The sequence below is a fragment of the Gaoshiqia sp. US2 genome, assembly GCF_059705485.1.
This window is the reverse complement of sequence record NZ_AP048550.1, coordinates 579,935-597,515: the sequence shown is the minus strand read 5'-3', so window position 1 is coordinate 597,515 and position 17,581 is coordinate 579,935. Positions and strand designations below refer to the sequence as shown.

The 17,581-nt window shown below is 45.8% G+C and carries 11 protein-coding genes; 4 read left to right on the top strand and 7 right to left on the bottom strand.

The window, feature by feature from the left end; genetic code table 11:
- Positions 1-156: 156 nt before the first annotated feature.
- From AC6H3C_RS02370 to AC6H3C_RS02360, 3 genes are read left to right on the top strand one after another with little or no spacing between them, the layout of a single operon-like run.
- The gene (locus AC6H3C_RS02370) at positions 157-3,636 is read left to right on the top strand and encodes a TonB-dependent receptor (RefSeq protein WP_497518991.1); all 3,480 of its coding nucleotides are present in this window, start codon (positions 157-159) and stop codon (positions 3,634-3,636) included.
- Positions 3,637-3,653: 17 nt separating this feature from the next.
- Entirely contained in the window at positions 3,654-5,372 is a 1,719-nt protein-coding gene (locus tag AC6H3C_RS02365; protein ID WP_497518989.1) for a RagB/SusD family nutrient uptake outer membrane protein, read from the top strand.
- A 57-nt stretch (positions 5,373-5,429) separates the two neighbouring features.
- Positions 5,430-5,852 carry a DUF1573 domain-containing protein gene (locus AC6H3C_RS02360; RefSeq protein WP_497518987.1) on the top strand — a complete coding sequence of 141 codons (423 nt, stop codon included), beginning with the start codon at positions 5,430-5,432 and terminating at the stop codon, positions 5,850-5,852.
- Between the two features lie 126 nt (positions 5,853-5,978).
- On the opposite strand, the gene AC6H3C_RS02355 is transcribed toward AC6H3C_RS02360, so the two are convergent.
- From AC6H3C_RS02355 to AC6H3C_RS02325, 7 genes are all read right to left on the bottom strand, one after another.
- A complete protein-coding gene (locus AC6H3C_RS02355) occupies positions 5,979-7,868 on the bottom strand; it encodes a BspA family leucine-rich repeat surface protein (RefSeq protein ID WP_497518986.1) in 1,890 nt (629 codons plus the stop codon).
- 182 nt (positions 7,869-8,050) lie between these two features.
- Positions 8,051-10,633, bottom strand: coding sequence for a beta strand repeat-containing protein (locus AC6H3C_RS02350; protein ID WP_497518985.1), 2,583 nt, complete (start codon positions 10,631-10,633; stop codon positions 8,051-8,053).
- Positions 10,634-10,650: 17 nt separating this feature from the next.
- Positions 10,651-13,293: a LysM peptidoglycan-binding domain-containing protein gene (locus AC6H3C_RS02345; protein WP_497518984.1), complete on the bottom strand. Its 2,643-nt coding sequence runs from the start codon at positions 13,291-13,293 to the stop codon at positions 10,651-10,653.
- Between the two features lie 6 nt (positions 13,294-13,299).
- The gene (locus tag AC6H3C_RS02340) at positions 13,300-14,310 is read right to left on the bottom strand and encodes a PorP/SprF family type IX secretion system membrane protein (RefSeq protein ID WP_497518982.1); all 1,011 of its coding nucleotides are present in this window, start codon (positions 14,308-14,310) and stop codon (positions 13,300-13,302) included.
- A complete protein-coding gene (locus tag AC6H3C_RS02335) occupies positions 14,303-15,493 on the bottom strand; it encodes a T9SS type B sorting domain-containing protein (protein ID WP_497518981.1) in 1,191 nt (396 codons plus the stop codon). The genes AC6H3C_RS02340 and AC6H3C_RS02335 overlap by 8 nt, the downstream gene beginning before the upstream one ends.
- Before the next feature lie 461 nt (positions 15,494-15,954).
- Positions 15,955-16,536, bottom strand: a complete 582-nt coding sequence (locus AC6H3C_RS02330) for a YdeI/OmpD-associated family protein (protein WP_497518980.1) — start codon at positions 16,534-16,536, stop codon at positions 15,955-15,957.
- A 341-nt stretch (positions 16,537-16,877) separates the two neighbouring features.
- On the bottom strand, positions 16,878-17,063 hold the full coding sequence (locus AC6H3C_RS02325) for a hypothetical protein (RefSeq protein WP_497518979.1): 186 nt from the start codon (positions 17,061-17,063) through the stop codon (positions 16,878-16,880).
- 48 nt (positions 17,064-17,111) lie between these two features.
- Here AC6H3C_RS02325 and tnpA point away from each other — a divergent pair, with 48 nt between their 5' ends.
- Positions 17,112-17,534 carry an IS66 family insertion sequence element accessory protein TnpA gene (gene tnpA, locus AC6H3C_RS02320; RefSeq protein WP_497518977.1) on the top strand — a complete coding sequence of 141 codons (423 nt, stop codon included), beginning with the start codon at positions 17,112-17,114 and terminating at the stop codon, positions 17,532-17,534.
- The last annotated feature ends 47 nt before the right edge of the window (positions 17,535-17,581 follow it).

Sequence of the window (17,581 nt, the reverse complement as noted above, 5' to 3'; positions counted from 1 at the left end):
CTCTTCTAAAATAGTAACAGGATGCTGGAACCATCCTGTTACCGGATTCTCAACAACACATCAATATGTATTGTCAAACTAATTATTTGTAAAACTATGAAAAAAAAATTGTTCTTTGAATTCCTCCGGAATCATTTGAAAAAACTTTTCCTACTTATGAAACTAACAACTTTTCTGTTATTGATGGGACTGCTTCAGCTTAGTGCAGGGGTACTGTCGCAAAATACCAGGCTTAACCTCGAAATCAAAAACCAAACCTTGCGAACAGCTCTCAGTACAATTGAGCAAAACAGCAACTACCGGTTTTTTTATTCTGAAGATGTCTTTTCGTTGGACGATCTTGTCAGCATTGATGTGCAAGATAAAGACATCAGCGATATCCTCAACGAACTCTTTATGGGAAAGGAGCTGACTTACAGCTTAAAAACCAATAACCTGATCGTTTTGAAACCATTGAAAACGGATCAGGGAGAACGTGAAATTTCCGGCATAGTCACTGACAAAGCGGGAACTCCTGTTCCCGGTGTATCGGTTATTTTTGAAGGGACAACTGTCGGAACAATTACCGATCCGGACGGAGGCTTTAGAATCGCTGTTCCTCCCGGAGCATCAACCATTATTGTTTCTTATATCGGAATGAGAACACAACAAATCGATATTGGCAACCAGGCAACATTCCGGATCACGATGGATGAAGATATTATCGGAGTAGATGAAGTGGTGGTCGTTGGATATGGTATACAGCAGAAAAAGACACTGACCGGAGCAGTTTCAACGGTTGATGAAACCCAGTTGCGTTCGGTTCCTGCCGCCAGCGCGGCTGCGAAACTGCAAGGGCGTGTTGCCGGCGTCACCATCACGAACGACAACACGCCAGGGGGAGAAGCCATGGTCCGGATACGCGGTATTGGCTCGGTAAACAACAACGACCCCTTGTACATCATTGATGGAGTGCCAACCACCGGCGGATTAAGTAAGATTAATCCGAATGACATCGAGTCCATGTCGGTTCTGAAAGATGCTTCTTCGTCGGCAATTTACGGCGTACGTGCAGCAAACGGTGTGATCATTGTTACCACTAAACGCGGGAAGGCCGGTAAACCCGCTGTCAGCTTCGATGCCCGTTACGGGATACAACGGACAACCAACAGCCTGGACTTGCTGAATACACGGGAGTACGGGGAACTGCTTTGGCTTGAAAGCAAAAACATTGGACTGAAACAGGGGGATAACGGATGGGGAAATTCACTATACGGCCACGGAGCCGAACCTGTCATTCCCGACTATATTATTCCTGAAGGAAAAATGGCAGGGGAAGTGGATGAAAGCACATACAGTTATCCCGATCCGTATTACGGCATCACCCGGGCCAACAAAGAAGGCACCAACTGGTATAATGAGATTTTCGATCCGGCCCCAATCCAGGAATATAATCTCACCGTGACGGGGGGAGGAGGGAAAGGCACCTATGCTTTTTCGGGTGGTTACATGAACCAGGAGGGTGTTGTCATTCATACCGGTTTTGAACGTTTCTCACTACGTTCAAATGCCGATGTAAAAATTGGCAACTGGCTTGAAATCGGTGAAAGTCTTGGTGTCTCGTATACCGACCGAACGGGACAGGGAACAAATAACGACGAGGGAAACTCTATTTCGCAGGCTTATCGTATGCAGCCTATTATTCCTGTTTATGATATCAGGGGGAATTTTGCCGGTACTCAGGTAAAAACGACGGGTAATGGCGCTAACCCTGTTGCCACCCTTACGCGCGATAAAGACGATTACACCCGTGATTTGCGTGTACTGGGAAACGCGTATATGCAAATTAATATTATGCCTGACCTGAATTTGAAGACCTTGGTCGGAGCAGATTACACTTCTACCCGGACCCTGGACCGCTTTCTGAAAAATCCCGAGTTTTCGGAAGCCAAGCCTGCAGATATTCTCACCCAGGGTTATTACGGAATATTTCAGTACAACTGGATTAACACGCTAAACTATAATAAAAAAATTAACGGGAATAATCTCACTTTCCTGATCGGAAGCGAAGCCGTGAAGTGGGACTATGACTGGTTTAGAGCGGGCCGTTCAACCTATGCCTTTACGGATCCGGACTATATGGTACTCGATGCCGGTGAAAAAGACCAGACAGCCAATGGTTCTTTCGATGAATGGTCTACCTTTTCTTATTTTGGCCGTATCAATTACGACTACATGGGGAAATATTTATTGGAAGCTGTAATCAGAAGGGATGGCTCATCGCGTTTTTCCTCCAATAACCGTTGGGGAAACTTCCCCGCATTTTCAGTGGGATGGAGAATCTCAGAAGAAGACTTCATGAGCGGGATCAACTGGCTGGATAATCTTAAATTCCGTTTTGGATGGGGAAAAAACGGGAATGATAATGTAGGAGGTTATTACAATGCCTATAGCACTTACAGGGCCTATAACGGTGAATCGTATTATAGCCTGAGTGGTTCCAATTCATCAACATCGGCCGGTTTTCATAAATATAAGCTCGGAAATCCAGACGGGAAATGGGAGGCCAGTGTAACGACCAACCTGGGAGTCGATCTGACCATCCTGAATAACCGTCTTGAGGTGAACCTGGATGTTTATAAACGGAAAACAACCGACATGCTTTATAATCAGAATCTCCCGGACACCTATGGAAGACTGGTATTGCCTGCGGTCAATATCGGTGAGATGAAAAATACCGGCTTCGATTTGATGATTGCTTATCATGAAAAGATCGGAAAAAATTTCGACCTGAATATCCGGGCCAATGTTTCCCATTATAAAAATGAAATCGTCAAACTGAATGATAACCCCAATGAGGTACTGTATGGTCCTTCCTTAAGGCAAAACGTTTATACGGCCAGTATGACCGGCTACCCGATCTCTTCATTTTACGGTTATGAAGTGGAAGGCTTTTTCACACCGGATATGTTTAACGTGGTTAACGGTAAGTACCAGTTAAAAGAAGGAGTCCATGCGCCATACGGGACCAAAGTTGTAACCGAAGATACATACAGTCAGCCGGGTGTAATGATGTTTAAGGATATTACCAAAGACGGTCAGATTACTGCCGATGATCGCACGGTAATCGGTAATCCGCATCCCGATTTTACTTACGGGCTGAACATCGACCTGAAATATAAAAACTGGGATATGACGATGTTTTTCCAGGGATCGCAGGGTAACGACCTGATCAATTACGTCAATCGTTGGATCATGTTCAACAATTTCTCCGGTAATCGCGGGAAAGCCCGTTTATATGAATCCTGGACAGAAGAACGTTATGCTTCAGGAGCCAAAATTACGCAACCTATTGCCGTTCGTGATGACTCGAACATGCAGAAAAATTCGACTTTCTTTATTGAGGATGGCTCCTACTTCAGGATGAAAGATTTGCAAATCGGATACACATTACCTCAATCATGGCTGTCAAAAAGCGGCATCAGTCGTTTGCGCCTGTATGTTCAGGCAACAAATCTTTTTACCGTCACGAATTACCGTGGCCTCGATCCTGAACTTTCAAACCCCGATTCCAACCCGGATCGTTTGATTGGTGTGGATGAAGGAGTTTACCCGACTTCACAAATTTTCATGTTCGGTATCAACCTGAATTTGTAACCTAAAAACTTTAAATCATGATGAAAACAATCATATTTTCTGCAGTCGTTTTTGTTATTCTGCTTTTTAGTTCCTGTTCCAACGATTGGTTTGAATCCAAACCCAAAGGACAGGCTTCTGAGGAAAATTTTCACAGCGAAAAGGGGGTTGATGCTCTTTTGACAGGCGCTTATGCCGTGGTTGACGGAACACATCTCGGAACCAGTGGAATAGTCTGGGCCAGCGCAGTTTCCAACTGGGTGTGGGGCAGCGTGGCTTCTGATGATGCCTATAAAGGATCTGACTATGGCGACCAGGCAACGATTAATCCGGTAGAAGGTTTCTTTGCCGATGCCGATAACGGGTACGTGGACAACCACTGGGAACCATTGTATGATGGTATTGTTCGTACCAACGATGTGCTTAAAGCCCTGGCGATGGCCAACGATATGACTGACACCGAAAAAGAGGAGGTGGAAGCGCAGGCTAAATTTCTTCGGGCACATTTTTATACAGAGTTGACCCAGGTTCATGGAAAAGTTCCATACATCGATGAAAATACCGAAACCCCCAAAGTAGTCCCCAATGACCACCTTGTTTGGCCGGAAATTGAAGCTGATATGAAATTTGCCGCACAAAAGCTACCCGAATCATGGAGTGATCCCGGACGGGCTACCCGCTGGGCAGCTAAAACGTATCTGGGCCGTATCTATCTGCTTCAGGGAAAACACGACGAAGCCAAACCTGTATTGAACGATGTTTATACCAACGGGCCATTTGAATTGATGGAAAGTTACGAACAAAACTACCTGATCGGATTCAATAACAACAAAGAGTCCATCTTTGAAATCCAGTATGCGACGAATGACGGGACTGGAGGTTCTCCAAACGGAGGATGGGGCGATGCGTTGAATTTTCCGCATGGCGTAGCCGGAATGGGAACCTGTTGCGGATTTTTCCAGCCTACACACAGCCTGGTTAGTGCATACCGGGTTGGAAATGACGGCCTTCCCCTGCTGAATGATATTTACTCCGCTGATGATATCCTGCCTTATGATCCGGATATCACCCAGGGTGAGGCGATCATGTACACCGGGCCGGTAGATCCCCGTCTGGATCATACGGTTGGGCGGCCGGGAATCCCGTTCCTCGATTGGGGTATCCAGGTAGGCGAAGGCTGGATTCGTGACCCCAGTAACGGCGGACCTTATCTGTACAAAAAGAATATGTTTAAAAAAGCTGAGAAATCGCTGGCAACAACCACCGGTTGGGCTACCGGGGTCAACCCAAACAATTTTCGTAAGTTCCGTCTGGGGCACGTCATTCTTTGGCTGGCCGAGTGTGAAGCCGAGGTGGGTAGTCTTGAGCGGGCCACCGAACTGGTTAACGAAATCAGGAACCGTGCAAAAAACTCCAATGTGGTTGCATTCGACGACGGCACACCTGCCGCCAATTATGATGTTGAACCTTACCCGACAAACTTCACCAACAAAGAAGATGCACTGAAAGCCATCAGGCATGAAATCCGCCTCGAATTTGCCATGGAAGGACTTCGTTTTTTCGACCTGGTCCGATGGGGAATTGCCGCTTCGGTAATGAACAAATACATGGAAGTGGAAGGAACACGCATGGTGCATCTCTCGGGTAAAACTTTTGTTACCGGGAAACACGAACTCTGGCCTGTCCCCCAAACACAGATTGACCTTTCGGTGGATGAGAGCGGGAAAAGCGCGCTCACCCAAACAACCGGATATTAACCAGCTAAACCTGAGAAGAAGAATTGCCGGAGGCAATTCTTCTTCTCATCATTGGATATGAGGAGAATCGTATTTTTTGCTTTGCTACCGCTCTTTCTGCTTTCAAAAACGGGCTGCGACAAACATGCCGGACCGGCGTCACAAAAACACAGCCTGAATTTGATCCCGGATATGAAAGAGCTTTTTATATACGACCTCGGGGCCATTAACCTGGGTACCAGGACAGAGCTGATTTTAGACCTGCACAACAATCTGTCTTTTCCGGTCGTGATCAACGAAGCCCGGGTTTTCTGCAATTGTACTTTCCCTGAATATGATCCGGATCCGATCCTTCCCGGTAAATCTTCGATCATGAAGATCACCTTTGTTGCCGAACAAACAGGGCCATTTAGCAAGTCGGTGAAAATCTTTTTTAACTTCAAAAAAGCACCGGTTGAAATCAAACTTACCGGCGAGGTAATAAAAAATGATACAAACTAAGTTATCTCATTTTTTACTGTACAACATCCCGGTATCCCCGAGTTGATATTTGATGCAGAACCCGATGGAGACAATCGTTATTTTTGATCAAAACTTCCAGGTTTCCGGCTTAAATCAGCTCAACAATTAAAACTTCATTGGTTTCTCGTCCGAATCCTGAAAATATTTACCATGCCGCATAAGTCCTAACCCCATACAATCCAGCCCTTTATCGGTAATCGCCCAGCCGTTGGAACTGATCATGCTGGCACGGGCCGCTTCACCATCGCAATAATAGCTTTCGCCCCCTGTAAAAATCACACCCGACCACAAGGGCTGCACGCTCCACCCGTTAAGTAAAGCATCGTAATTGGCAAGTGAGAGGGCAACGCCGGTAAACATGCCTATCGCGGTGGTAAGGGCGGTTACATCCCAGCCTCCCAAATTCTGGTTGAAGGAAGTAGCGTTAAAGAACAAACCATCCATCGTCGTCACCTTGCCCGTGTTCCACGCGCCAATGTTCTGGTTGAAAGCTCTGGCTCCATTGAACAAACCATTCATAGCCGTCACTTTGCCCGTGTCCCACAGGCCGATGTTTTGGTTGAAAACTGTAGCTCCCTGGAACATATTCGTCATAGTCGTCACATTGCCCGTGTTCCACGAACCGATGTTTTGGTTGAAAACTGTGGCTCCCTGGAACATACTGGCCATAGTCGTTACACTGCCCGTGTTCCACGGACCGATGTTTTGGTTGAAAGCCGTGGCTCCATTGAACATATTTGCCATAGTTGTTACACTCCCCGTGTCCCACAAGCCGATGTTTTGGTTGAAAGCTCTGGCTCCCTGGAACATATTCGCCATCGTCGTCACACTGCCCGTGTTCCACGAACCAATGTTTTGGTTGAAAGCTGTGGCTACCTGAAACATATTCGCCATCGTCGTCACACTGCCCGTGTTCCACGCGCCGATGTTTTGGTTGAAGGCAGTGGCTCCGTAGAACATATTCGACATCGTCGTCACCTTGCCTGTGTTCCACGAACCGATGTTCTGGTTGAAAGCTTTGGCTCCGTAAAACATACTGGACATATTCATCACACTACCCGTGTCCCACGAGCCGATGTCTTTGTTGAAAGCAGTGGCTTCACTAAACATATTAGACATCGTCGTTACACTGCCTGTGTCCCACGAGCCGATGTTCTGGTTGAAAGCAGTGGCTTCACTAAACATAAAGGACATGTCCGTCACCTTGCCCGTGTCCCACGCGCTGATATCCTGGTTGAAGGAACCGGCCACGCCGAACATATATGACATATCAGTCACATTACCCGTATTCCACGCGGAGATGTTCTGGTTGAAGGAACTGGCCTCGCCAAACATAAGTGACATATCAGTCACATTGCCTGTATTCCACGCACCGATGTTTTGGTTAAAAGCAGTGGCTCCAAAGAACATATTAGACATATCCGTCACGTTACCCGTGTCCCACGCGCTGATGTCCCCGTTGAAAGTATTGGCTCCAAAAAACATATTAGACATATCCGTCACGTTACCCGTGTCCCACGCCCAGTTGCCGCTGCTGCCAAGATTGCTTGCACCGCGGAACATCTGAGCCATACTTGTTACATTCGCAAGATTGGGCGTATCATTAGCTTTGATTACCAGGTTGGTACAACCCGAAAAGGCGTCAGCCATTTCAGCCCACGCGATTGTACCCCACTGGTCAACAGAAAGAATTTTGTTTTTATCGCCCGTATTGGAAAAATAAATCCGTGGGAAGGTTCCCTGTATGCGAATGGTGTACGTCGCTGCCACGCCAAAATCGTGGGTTACGCTTTCCGTGAGGCCAAACTCGTCGAAAATGCCATTGTTGTCCCAATCCACATCATAATTGTATCCATTTCCATCGGTGGGAATCGTTATGGAGGTACTGCCCGATGTGCCCGGGTTATCAGTTTTCCAGGTCGTAATAAACTCGTTTTGGGCATGTGCTGTTATCGAAACGAAAACACAAAATATCGTAAATCCAATAACCTTCATGTATTTTTTTTTCATACCATAAATTCCTGTTTGTAAATCAAGTATCTCTTTTTACAAAAGTAGACAGACCTCAACCTCTGCCCTGGTTCCTTCGTATTTGATTTGTCTTTTGAAGGATTTCGGCCATTGCACCATATTTTTCAGGCAGCTTGTTTTCACAGCTTGTCCGCTGACCTCCCTTGTTATTTAGCCCTGTAATTCAAGGTGATATCGCCAACCCGGGCAATACCTCCATTGGTGCTTCTAAGTTTAAGAACAATTACCGCGGTTTGTCCCGCAACCATAACGGGGCTCAATGAAACCTGCGCCCAGGTAGTGGATGATCCGTTGACTGACACAGTTGACCCACCTATTGGAATCGCATCTACTGCTATTGACGCCACTCCTGACACAACATAGTCGACGGTAATCGGGGTAGCTGTCCAGGCCACAAAATTGAGCGGCAGTGTAAACCTGAACACAACCTGGTACTCCTGCTGCAAACTTTGAGTTGTGGTCCACTCATAATAATTCATGTAGGTTGGCGCACCAGTATTATCAGAGGTCATCTTGCCAAGACCAGTGCCTACCAGGGTAGCCCCGGCATATTCAGCGCTGTAAACATCTTTTCTAATACCGCCTCCGGCCACTGCCAGCCACTTTGTCCCGTCATTGTAATAAATGCCGGGGCTTACATCGCCGGAGGTTGCCGTATTATATACAACCATGCCGGCTACGTGTGCGCTTAGCGGGGCAGGGTTGGTAGTAGCTGTTAAGGCAACACGGTTTGTCAGTAAACCTTTGGTTGGCGATGCAAGCTCCAGGTCTGCATTCGCATTAACTGCTACGGCCCCTATTGCAACATGTCCCATCGTGTAGATGTCTTCTGTATTCAGGGTAGCTGCCGCCTTATTGTCGGTACCAAACCAAGGCTCATTGGCAATCGTATTGATTGTAGTTGTTGTCGCATCCTCACTGGTAAACGTGTAAGTCCCGTCGCCATGGTCAGCCATTGTGGTTACCGTTTCGTTGATGTGTGCTACGGTACCGTCGGCCTCGGTTACAGTGGCAATACGGTGACCTGCTACCGTGTTCGAAATTGCAGTTCCATTCGTACTGATCGTGGTCACCGCTCCCACCGCATCGGTAAAGGTGTAGGTACCGTCGCCGTTGTCGACCAGGCTGGTTGGCGTTACGTTACCGGAAATGATCGCGACAAGATCGATCACCGTGCCGCCCCCGTTCTCGTCAACATAGATCAGTGTGCCGTCGCCATTGTCGGTGAGCGTGGTCAGTGTTTCCTGCGCAGACACGATATTACCGATGTTGTTGATAATATCCTGCAGGCTTACGTTGTTGTCGGGTGTGCCGTCGCCGTCAATGTCGACCGTGCCATCGGCGATCTGCACCTTACCGCCAAGCACCGTGGTATGGATTACCGTGACGGCGCCTTCCGCATCGGTGTAGGTCATCGTGCCGTCGCCGTTGTCGACCAGGCTGGTTGGTGTTTTGTTACCGGAGATGATCGCGGCAAGGTCGATCACCGTGCCGGCCCCGTTCTCGTCAACATAGGTCAGTGTACCGTTGCCGTTGTCGACCAGGCTGGTTAGCGTTTCGTTACCGGAGATGATCGCGACAAGGTCGATTACCGTGCCGGCCCCGTTCTCGTCAACATAGGTCAGTGTACCGTTGCCGTTGTCGGTGAGGCTGGTCAGTGTTTCCTGCGCAGACACGATATTACCGATGTTGTTGATAATATCCTGCAGGCTTACGTTGTTGTCGGGTGTACCGTCGCCGTCAATGTCGACCGTGCCATCGGCGATCTGCACCTTACCGCCAAGCACCGTGGTATGGATTACCGTGACGGCGCCGTCCGCATCGGTGTAGGTCATCGTGCCGTCGCCGTTGTCGACCAGGCTGGTTGGCGTTTTGTTACCGGAGATGATCGCGGCAAGGTCGATCACCGTGCCGGCCCCGTTCTCGTCAACATAGGTCAGTGTACCGTTGCCGTTGTCGGTGAGCGTGGTCCGCGTTTCCTGCGCAGACACGATATTACCGATGTTGTTGATAATATCCTGCAGGCTTACGTTGTTGTCGGGTGTGCCGTCGCCATCAATGTCGACCGTGCCATCGGCGATCTGCACCTTACCGCCAAGCACCGTGGTATGGATTACCATGACGGCGCCGTCCTCATCGGTATAGGTCATCGTACCGTTGCCGTTGTCGACCAGGCTGGTTAGCGTTTCGTTACCGGAGATGATCGCGGCAAGGTTGATCACCGTGCCTGCCCCGTTCTCGTCAACGTAGGTCATTGTGCCGTCACCATTGTCGGTGAGCGTGGTCAGTGTTTCGGCTGGAACAGTAGCATTACCTGTTGTAACCCAAGTTGTCCCGTTATAATAATAGAGTTGTCCGGTTGTTGTATTGAAAAAAATTTCACCTAAAGCCGGTTCACCCGGAAAGGTATTTCCTGAGCCAACAGTAACCGAACCGGAATTACAAAACGAATTCCATATCTGTCCATCCCATGCATACAGGCAATCCGCCGTTGTGTCGTACACCAGCAATCCTTTTGCCTCCATGTCATTACCATTGAAAATTGCCAGGCGTTGTGTTGTTGTCATTCTTGGGATCAGAATACCTTTAGATTCTGACACTATCTCTAAGATTGCCTTTTCATAAGCAGGTAAATTTCCTTTGCCAATACTTACCCCCCCACTTTGTCCGGAGCCAGTAAACGATAGTAGCAAAAGAATACCAACAAAAATGACGTAACTCTTTCTCATTTTATATAGATTTTAAATTAATTCAATAATGGGATAATCAATTGTTCACCCAGCAATATGGTATTATCAGCTTTCCTGTTGACATTTTTAATATCCTCGACAGAGCTTTCGTATCTTTTCGCAATGTTGTACAAGGTATCGAATTCCTTGACCGTATGTAAGGCCCGGATGCGAACCAATACAACGCCGTCGGCAGGTAACTTGTCGCCTTCTGTCTGATTTATTTCGCGTAAATAGGAGAGGCTGTTATGGAAAAGATTGGCTACTTCGGCCAGGTCTTGCCCTTGTTTCATTTTGTAGGAATACAACAGATTCTTTTGATCTCTGCTTTCAGAAACCAGTTCGCCCATTTTTACTCCTTCACGATTGTTTTGCCCCAAAGGGATAATCAATTTTTCGCCTAACACGATGGTATCATCTGATCTCCTGTTGACATTTTTAATATCCTCGACAGTGCATCCGTATCTTTTCGCAATGTTGTACAGCGTATCGAAATCCTTGACCTTATGTAAGGCCCGGATGCGAACCAATACAACGCCGTTGGCAGGTAATTTGTCGCCTTCTGTCTTATTAATTTCGCGCAAATAAGAGAGGCTGTTATGGAAAAGATTAGCTACTTCGGCCAGGTCTTGCCCTTGTGCAATTTTGTAGGAATACAACTGATCCTTTTGAGTTCTGTTTTCAGAAACCAGTTCGCCCGTTTTTACTCCTTCACGATTGTTTTTACCCAAGGGGATAATCAATTTTTCGCCTAACACGACGGTATGATCTGACCGCCTGTTGACATTTTTAATATCCTCGACAGAGCATCCGTATCTTTTCGCAATGTTGTACATCGTATCGAATTCCTTCACCTTATGTAAGGCCCGGATGCCAACCAATACAACGCCGTCGGCAGGTAATTTGTCATCTTCCGTTTTATTTATTTCGCGTAAATAGGCGAGGTTATTATGGAAAAGATTGGCTACCTCAACCAGATCGTGCCCCTGTCCGATTTTATAGGCATACAGCAGGTTGTATTGAGGTTTGTCATCCGAAATCATCATCTCCGTTTTTCGCTCTTCCTTTTTATTTCTACCCGAAGCATATTTTTCTCCGGCAACAAGCATGGTCACCTTTTCGCCGAAGCTTTTTCCCAGGCGGTCGACCAGATATTTATTTACGCCTTCTGCCCTCAGGTATGACAGGTAGTCATTATACCGCGTATTCCCATCCGGATCGGTATAGCTCCGGATAAAAACAGTTCCCACATCGATACTGGAAAGCAGATCAACAAATTTATCCAGCAGTCCATCGTATTTTTCTTTAATCCTGAACGAATCCACATCATAATATATAACAAGATACTGTTCAGCGTCAAACCTGTTAATCAGTTTTAGGGTATCCTTTGTCAAGCCTTCCGCGACTACAGGAAGTTTAGCGGCGTTTTCAGGAATATCATACTTTTCGGGGACAACAGCTCCCTTTCTGGTATAAAAACCGACTGCATCATTTCCCCTCATTGTCAGGACATATTCTTCGGTATCGGTTTCCATACTTCTGAAACAATAATCATCCAGTTCGGAATTGTACAAGGCAAGGTTTACCGTGGTACTGTCCTCAAAATGAAATATGTAATTATCAAAACCACCGGCACCTCCCCTTCCGTCGGATGCAAACACCAGGTCGCCGTTGTTAGTGATCGAGGGGAAAATTTCGTTGGAAGGAGTATTCACTTTATCTCCCAAATTTACAGGCTTACTCCACTCGCCATTTCTCCAATCAGAGTAATAAACATCCCATCCCCCGTAGCCACCGGGCATTTGCGAACAAAAATACAGCCGGTCAGCGCGTTGATCGTAAAAAGGCATTGCACAAGGATATTTGCTTGAATTGAAAGGAAACTTTTTAAAACCGTCTATTGATTTTATTTTCTCCGGCTTCCCGTTTAAAGGTACTTCTGTATAGAAAAGTGTATCGGGCCCGACATAATTGGCTGTAGCGATACGGGAATACGTTTTCAGGGGAATATCTACCCGAGCCTTTTTTGTTTCGATTTCGCCGGAGGCAGTCTTATCCAGCGATACGGCAACGATATCGGTCAACTCGCCATAGCGGGAATTAATGACAAAGTGCTCAAGAACGGACTTAAGGCTGTCTGTTGCTGCATATTTAGGTCTGGAATATATTACTTTATTGCCCTGCGTGGTGAAACCGTATTGCGGTATTAGTCCCGGCAGGTTCAACAGGGACCATTTTTCAGCAGAATAAACGGTGTCATTATCATTAATCGCGCGGATCGTTGCATCAACCAGAAGAGTAATCCAAAAATCCTTATTGTCTGCAAAAAAAGGATCGTTGACGAACTCTTTAAATCTCCCTTCCTGAATCAGGGCAAATGCATAATTTCTGGAATCTTCCCGCGTTAGAGATTTCTCGTTCAAAGAAAGAGCCTTCCTGTAAAGTTTGACAGCCTCGCCATACCGGCCTGCCCACAAAGCAACTACAGCAACGTCTTTACATTCAACAACATTATTGACCCCGTCTACCCCTTTTTTATCCAAAAAACTAAGGATCATCGCATAATCCTGCCGCTCAAATGCATGATGTAGTTTCTGCGAGAAGGAGAAAAAGGAACAAAAGAATAAAACAGACAATAAAGTAAAGTTCTTGTATCCCATATCATCTTATTTATATAAATAATTCGTATTAAAAGGCTTATTATGTCTTGATTCGGCAGTAAATTCACTTCTTGCATTCTCAAACAATAGGTTCCATGCAAGACGCACACCTTGTGAATCAAACTGATTCATGCCTTTACCAATCCCTAATTCATAGGTATAGCCCAATTTTAATCGGTCCGCAAGAATAATATCAAATGAAAAAATCTGCGCTTGCTTAAATCTCCGGCTTGTTCCCAACCATATTTTATTCATAAACAGAAAATTAACGGAAAGGTCAAAAACGGGTTCCGTAAATTTGTCTTGTGTCTGGCTTTGCCCGCGATATTCCATGTCTGATACCGGATAATGTTTTATCACTAAGTCAGGACGAAACACGACATTCCGGTTTAGTTGATGGATTGTACCAACATTGAAGTCAAATCCGGGAAGATACCATTCGTCGGTAATTCTCTTTTTATCAACTAATCCATAAGAACTGGCACCGGCAAAGAAATGAGGGGAGTAGTAAAACAAGCCCAGGGAAACATTCATTAACATGGAATTCAAATCATATAGCCCAGGTACAAAATTAGGATCATCCGTCACAATCCGGTCCTGATCGTAAGCTGTGCTTTCAACTCCCAATCCATAACCGAAAGCTAAAAAACTCGTCCCCCCTAGTCTAACATTGTGTGCCAGAGTGCCTTGAACCGATGTTTTATCGCGTAATCCTATTTTCTCATTCAACACGACCAATCCCAATCCTAATCTGGAAAGATGAAGGGGCACATAGACGTCTGCCGCATAGGTTTCGGGACGACCCGCAACTTTCGCCTGCCATTGATGCCTTGCTGCCACGGTGACCGAAACATAGTCTTTAAACGAATTGTAGGCGGGATTTAAAAACTCTTGTTTGGTCACTCCCTGAGTATGCATAATTACATCCTGGGAATGAGCAACAAGACTAATCCCGAGCAGATGGATCAGGAGTAGTAAATGCCAGAAATTTCTTATATATGTAAAATTATTATTCATGCTTTATTTCAATGAAATTTCTAATCAAACGCCTGCCAGTATTTTGTTCTAAAACAAGTTCGTAGAAATAGGTACCCGAGGGGTAATTCCTGGCATCAAATTCGCCTGAGTAGTGATCGTTAAAGAATATTCGCACTCCAAGCCGGTTATAAACGGTAAGCCGTACCAAATCAAATTTATCTGACCCGGGTATTACAAATTGCGAAGAACCTGTTGAACGCGTAGCACTTATAAGAAAAAAGTTTGGTAAAACCAGTTCCTCTATGTTGCTTAACACATAATTCCCATTCCCGGTTTTAGCTGTCGCCAAACGATAAAACCCGTTAGTTTCGTTGCTCAAACCAATCATCGTGTAATTTGAATAAAAAGATCCCCGGGAAAAAAGGAGGTTAACATCGGCTTGCAGTATTTCATTATTATCCCCTAAGGTCGACGGGGCTACATTAAAATCAATGTAGTCGAAGGGAGTGCTAATACTCCAGCCAATTTCCGGGACAAGATCTTTCGTCGTTGAGGGCCACCTATTCCCCACCGTTACAGGTATAGTTTCATCAAACAAAACACTTATACCGGCAGTTGCCGATGCATCTGTGACATATAGTGGATGAAACCCTCTGTCGCTCCCAACCGGGAAGAAATAAGTTCCTTCCGGATTACAATTTCGCCCAAGTGTACCCATAACATAACTGGTATTGGAAGGGGAATTCCCGAACAAGACAGATCCCTCTTCAGGATTTTCAACAAACAGTGCTTTCCCGTCGGCGACATTAACAATTCCCGACATCAACTGCAACGAATTCCCGACAACCAAATCCCCCAATAAATCGACACGGGCAGGCGTGTTTGTCACCAGCTTGCCAACTTTCCCATTTCCGACAAAAATGGAATGACCCCCTCCTTCAAACCAAAAAAAACCATCGCCAAGGTCGCCATCGGGCCATCTAAGCTCCATTCCGTCAACACTGTGGAAGTATATCGCTCCTTCGTTATCAAGAAAAGACGCGCTTGAAATGTAAGTATCTTTTTCGATACAAACTTCTGCCCCATCGGCAATAAAAACAGACTCGTCGATTTTTAAACCCGGATTATCAGTTATAGCTACCTGCGAAAAGGTAGTCAGAGGAACTAAACAAAAGAAAATCCAAGATGATATAAACCTGAACAAACAACTCAAATACCTCATGCCATAATTATTAATTTCCTAACGATAACAAAAAGACACTTATACAGCGGACTTAACTGGTTACTTTTTTGTAAATATGAACGTAATAATGAATCTTTCTTATATGGAAAGTTAGTAAAAAAAATCATATAACCTTTTTCATGTACACCCACTTTCAGGGAAATCGCCTTTAACGATCTAAAGGTTTTTGAAGCAGCGGGTTTCCCTCCCATGCCCACCCGGTTCCGGCGAACCGGAACCAGCCTCTCTTAAGAGCTCATCTTTATACACAAATAGCCTTCCTGTTATTCTTGCCCTGTAGGGCAAAATACGGGTAGTCCAGGGCAAAGTTGAGGGAAGAACGAACCGAAAAGTCGCCCTGGGTAAAGCATGCAAGAGGTATGCTTACGAGCAACTTTCAACGCACCGCCGATCGCCGGGCTTTTTAAAATCGATCGGGTAAACGAGTAATCCAACCGGGTTCAATGAAATTTCTCCCCTTTTGAAAGCATGTCCAAAATTTTGTCCATGCGTTGTTTCCTGGTTTCGGGTTTTTTGGCGGTTTGAAGACGCCATACGATGGCATACTTGTTGGTTTTATTTAACGATTCGAAGAAAGCGAGCGCTTTCTGATCGTTGCCCAGTTCTTTCAGAAAATCATCGGGGATTTCCATATTGACAGGCGAACTGTAAGCTTTTGCCCACCTGCCGTCGGCCTTGGCTTCGTCAATTTCCTTTAAACCCCGTGGCTGCATTCGCCCTTCGCCGATCAGCCGTTCGATGTGCTCCGTATTCCGTTTCGACCATAAGCTGTTTTTTCGGCGGGGAGTGAATTTCTGCAAATACGACTCGTCGTCGAAGCTTTTTGCCTGCCCGTCAATCCAACCGTAACACAGGGCCTCGTCGAGCGCCTGGCTGTAATTGAAGGTCTGTTTGCCCGAGTCTTTTTTAAAAAACCGTAACCACAGCCCGTTTGAACCCGAATGATTCGATGCCAGCCATTCGCGCCAGTCTTTTGCCCCGCCGAAGGTGATGACGGGTAATTCTTTTTTTGAATGATCCATGCCTTTAAAACTTCTGTTTGATAACAAACAAGCTGCTTTTCGTTTGTGTTCACGGCCGGTTATTTTCGACGGAGGCTGTTTTATAAAAAATGATCAGTCATCGGTTAAACATCGTCGTTGTTTTAAAAAATACGATGGCTATTCGTAAAATGATGACGCGAATTTGATAACCGATGACGCCTGTTTGATAAAGTGCGGAGCTTATTTGATAATGTACGGCGCCTGTTTGACAAATGATGGAGCTTATTTGTAAAACGATGGAGCATAAAAGCAAACTACAGTGGCCTGTTTAACAACTGTAGTTTGATTTGTGAAGCATTATTGGCTGAAAAATGCCGTTATCAGGCGCCGTTCCGGAAAAGAAGTCCCGAGACTTGCTTATACTGGGGGCTTGTTACGCCAAAAATGGCTTTGATGTAAATTTTTACCGACAAGGCCACTCCAATCAGACCGGTTTCGGGGAGGTAAAGGATCTCATTTCGTGTGATGCGCGCATTGCTTAATTGTAAGCATTCGGCGTAATACATATTGTCGGCCAGAGGATCTCGCCGTTTCTTTGATGGAAAAAAATGAGGATGACACGATCAACATTTGAGAAGCTCTTCCAGGAGTATCAGGAGTCGGGCTTGAACGTAAAGGACTTTTGTTTCAACCAGGGCTTTGCCCCTTCCACATTCTACTACTGGAAGAAACAATTGGGTGAGGCATCGCGGCATCAGCCCGGGAGTTTTGTTCCGCTGGTCTTTGATTCCAACTTACCGGTTGCCAGTCGGCGGACAATCCAGGCTCCCATCAACAGTTCCGGTATCTCAGGTAATCATCCCCCCATCGAGTTTGTGTTTCCCAACGGCACAAAAATGTGTTTATTTAAGCTTCCCACCTTCGGAAAAACCCTCACGTCTCAGTCCATTGATTGGCACGATTTAATGATGATTGTAAAAAATGTAAAGCCTAAAAAAAGGCTCTTGAGAAAACGACAAAGCGAAGCACTTTTTTAGTTTTTTTCAGGTATCAAAAATTGGCTGAAAGCCTTGATTTTACTATC

What these genes read in the sequence shown, in the direction of transcription:
- AC6H3C_RS02370 (WP_497518991.1), top strand. Translation starts at nt 157, where the DNA reads ATGAAACTAACAACTTTTCTGTTATTGATGGGACTGCTTCAGCTTAGT.
- AC6H3C_RS02365 (WP_497518989.1), top strand. Translation starts at nt 3,654, where the DNA reads ATGATGAAAACAATCATATTTTCTGCAGTCGTTTTTGTTATTCTGCTT.
- AC6H3C_RS02360 (WP_497518987.1), top strand. Translation starts at nt 5,430, where the DNA reads ATGAGGAGAATCGTATTTTTTGCTTTGCTACCGCTCTTTCTGCTTTCA.
- AC6H3C_RS02355 (WP_497518986.1), bottom strand. Translation starts at nt 7,868, where the DNA reads ATGAAGGTTATTGGATTTACGATATTTTGTGTTTTCGTTTCGATAACA.
- AC6H3C_RS02350 (WP_497518985.1), bottom strand. Translation starts at nt 10,633, where the DNA reads ATGAGAAAGAGTTACGTCATTTTTGTTGGTATTCTTTTGCTACTATCG.
- AC6H3C_RS02345 (WP_497518984.1), bottom strand. Translation starts at nt 13,293, where the DNA reads ATGGGATACAAGAACTTTACTTTATTGTCTGTTTTATTCTTTTGTTCC.
- AC6H3C_RS02340 (WP_497518982.1), bottom strand. Translation starts at nt 14,310, where the DNA reads ATGAATAATAATTTTACATATATAAGAAATTTCTGGCATTTACTACTC.
- AC6H3C_RS02335 (WP_497518981.1), bottom strand. Translation starts at nt 15,493, where the DNA reads ATGAGGTATTTGAGTTGTTTGTTCAGGTTTATATCATCTTGGATTTTC.
- AC6H3C_RS02330 (WP_497518980.1), bottom strand. Translation starts at nt 16,536, where the DNA reads ATGGATCATTCAAAAAAAGAATTACCCGTCATCACCTTCGGCGGGGCA.
- AC6H3C_RS02325 (WP_497518979.1), bottom strand. Translation starts at nt 17,063, where the DNA reads ATGTATTACGCCGAATGCTTACAATTAAGCAATGCGCGCATCACACGA.
- tnpA (WP_497518977.1), top strand. Translation starts at nt 17,112, where the DNA reads ATGACACGATCAACATTTGAGAAGCTCTTCCAGGAGTATCAGGAGTCG.